1 protein-coding gene and 1 pseudogene are annotated in these 2,525 nt (G+C 71.1%); both read left to right on the forward strand.

Annotation, left to right across the window (positions count from 1 at the left end; translation table 11 throughout):
- Positions 1 to 226: pseudogene (locus GA0115254_RS44880) on the forward strand (M56 family peptidase); the annotation flags it as partial.
- Between the two features lie 295 nt (positions 227 to 521).
- Positions 522 to 2,168: a ribosomal protection-like ABC-F family protein gene (abc-f, locus tag GA0115254_RS34170; protein ID WP_093899151.1), complete on the forward strand. Its 1,647-nt coding sequence runs from the start codon at positions 522 to 524 to the stop codon at positions 2,166 to 2,168.
- The last annotated feature ends 357 nt before the right edge of the window (positions 2,169 to 2,525 follow it).

Below are 2,525 nucleotides of genomic sequence, written 5' to 3' on the forward strand. Positions count from 1 at the left end.
CGCCGCGCAGCTTCGCCCACGAGTGGCGCTCGCCGTAGCGGCCGGGCCCGTACCGCGCCGCGTCGCCGCACTCCTCGGCCGGAGCGCCCCGCGACCCCGTGTCGGCCGGGTGGCCGCCGCGGCGCTGCTGGCCTGCCTGGTCGTCTCCGGCGCCGCCGCGCTCGACGCGACGAGCGATCTGCACAGCAGCATCGAAGCGGCCCAGGGCGAGAACCCGCAGCACTGACCTGGCCCGGCGGGCTGCCACCACAGGCCGCCGTTTCTCCTGAGCCGGGCCCCGGCCGGAGCTGCCCGAAAAACCCGTGGGCGGCTTCAATGGCCCTGGCTACACTGAACGCCATGGGTTCGTACTACTTCTTTCGCTGATTCCGGGCACGGACGCCGCCGCGCGACGCTGAGCGTCGCCGGGTGACCCCAGGGGCCACCCCCGCGTGCCGCAGTCCCTTTCGCCCGCCCGGCAGCCCCGCCCCGCAGCGCACCTTCATGCGCTGCCGAGGCATGTCACCTCAGGGAAAGCACCCATGACGCCCAAGCACGCCCGCGCCCAGCTGACCATGAAGGACGTCTCCAAGAGTTACGGGGACCGAACCGTCCTCGATCAGGTGTCGTTCACCGTCCGTCCCGGCGACAGAGTCGGAGTGATCGGCGAGAACGGCTCCGGGAAGTCCACTCTTCTCCGGCTGTTGGCCGAAGGAGAGGCACCGGACAGCGGCGAGATCACCGTCCGCTTCCCCGGCGGCACCGGCCATCTCTCCCAGACGCTCGATCTCACCCCCGGCCGCACCGTCCAGGACGCCGTCGACACGGCCCTGGCCGAACTGCGCGAGCTGGAGCGGGAGATCCGTACCGCCGAAGAGGGGCTCGCCGCCGGGACTCCGGATGAATCCCGGCTCGCCGCGTACGGCGATCTGCTGACGGCGTACGAGGAACGCGGCGGATACCAGGCCGACACCCGGGTCGAAGCGGCCCTGCACGGCCTGGGACTCGCCCACCTCACGCGCGAACGCCCCCTCGGCACGCTGTCCGGAGGCGAACAGTCCAGGCTCGCGCTCGCCTGCGTACTGGCATCCGCCCCCGAACTTCTGCTGCTCGACGAGCCGACCAACCACCTCGACCTCCGCGCCACCACCTGGCTGGAGGAGCACCTGCGTGCCCACCGCGGCACCGTCGTCGTCATCACCCACGACCGGACCTTCCTGGAGCGGACCACCACCGTCATCCTGGAGGTCGACCGTGACCTGCGCAGTGTCGTCCGGTACGGGGACGGCTGGGACAACTACCGCACCGCGAAGGCGGCCGCCCGCCGCCGCTGGGCACAGGACCACCAGGAATGGCTGGACGAGGTGGCCCGTACCGAAGAGCTCGTGAGCGCCGCCGGACAGCGCCTCGCCGGGACGGGAAAGGACCCGGGCGAGGGCTGGGGCAAACACCGCCGTTCGCACGAGGCCAAGTTGTCCGGTCAGGTCAGGGCCGCCAGAAGCCGGCTGGACGGGCTGCGCAGGGCACCCGTACCCGCCCCGCCCCGGCCCCTGCGATTCTGCGCCGACATTGCCGTCGCAGCCGGCGGCGACGCGGAACCCGGATTCCTCGCCGCACTCGACTCCGTCGTCGTCGGCGACCGTCTCCGCCTGCCCGCACTGCGCGTGGACCCGGGGCAGCGTCTTCTGGTCACCGGCCCCAACGGCGCCGGGAAGTCCACCCTGTTACGGGTCCTGGCCGGGGACCTCACCCCCGACGAGGGCACGGTGCGCCGCCGGGCCAGGATCGGCTACCTTGCGCAGGAACTTCCCGCCCGGCCGACGCGCCGCACACTGCTGGCGACCTTCGCCGCGGGGCGGTCCGGTCACCCCGACGACTACGCCGAGAGCCTCCTCGCCCTGGGCCTGTTCCGTCCCGAGGACCTGACGGTGCCGGTCGCCGCCCTCTCCGCCGGCCAGCAGCGACGGCTCGCACTGGCCCGCCTGGTCACCCGACCGGCCGATCTGCTGGTGCTGGACGAGCCGACGAACCACATCGCGCTCAGCCTGGTCGAGGACGTGGAGGCAGCGCTCGCGGAGTACCGGGGAGCCGTCGTCGTCGTCTCGCACGACCGCAGCTTCCGCAGCCGCTTCACCGGCGACCGGCTGGAGCTGCACGGCGGCCGTCCGGTCGGGAACGGCTCCGGGTGAGTCAGGACGCGGCCGAACATCACCTGCACAACCCGGAGATCGATCGCACAGACGACGAAACGCCCGCTCAGTGGGCGTTCAGAGATGTTCCGTGCTCGTATGCGAGTTTTACGGCTGTCAGGATTGCGGCATTTGCATCGAACGTACTCCCTCGCATCTGTCGAACTGCCGCCATGGCCGCCCGTTTGCTCCGCTCCTCATACACGAAGTCCGTCTGATTTGAGGATGTGGCAGAAACGCCCAGTAGCAGCGGAACGGCACCGTCCGCAGCAGGCATGATCACGCTACGGCGTGAGTCAGCGGAAGCCGTACCCCAGCGACCTGTCCGACGCCCGATGGGCCCTGATCGAGCCAACG

Origin of the sequence: Streptomyces sp. Ncost-T10-10d (assembly GCF_900091955.1) — a bacterium.
GTDB lineage: Bacteria > Actinomycetota > Actinomycetes > Streptomycetales > Streptomycetaceae > Streptomyces.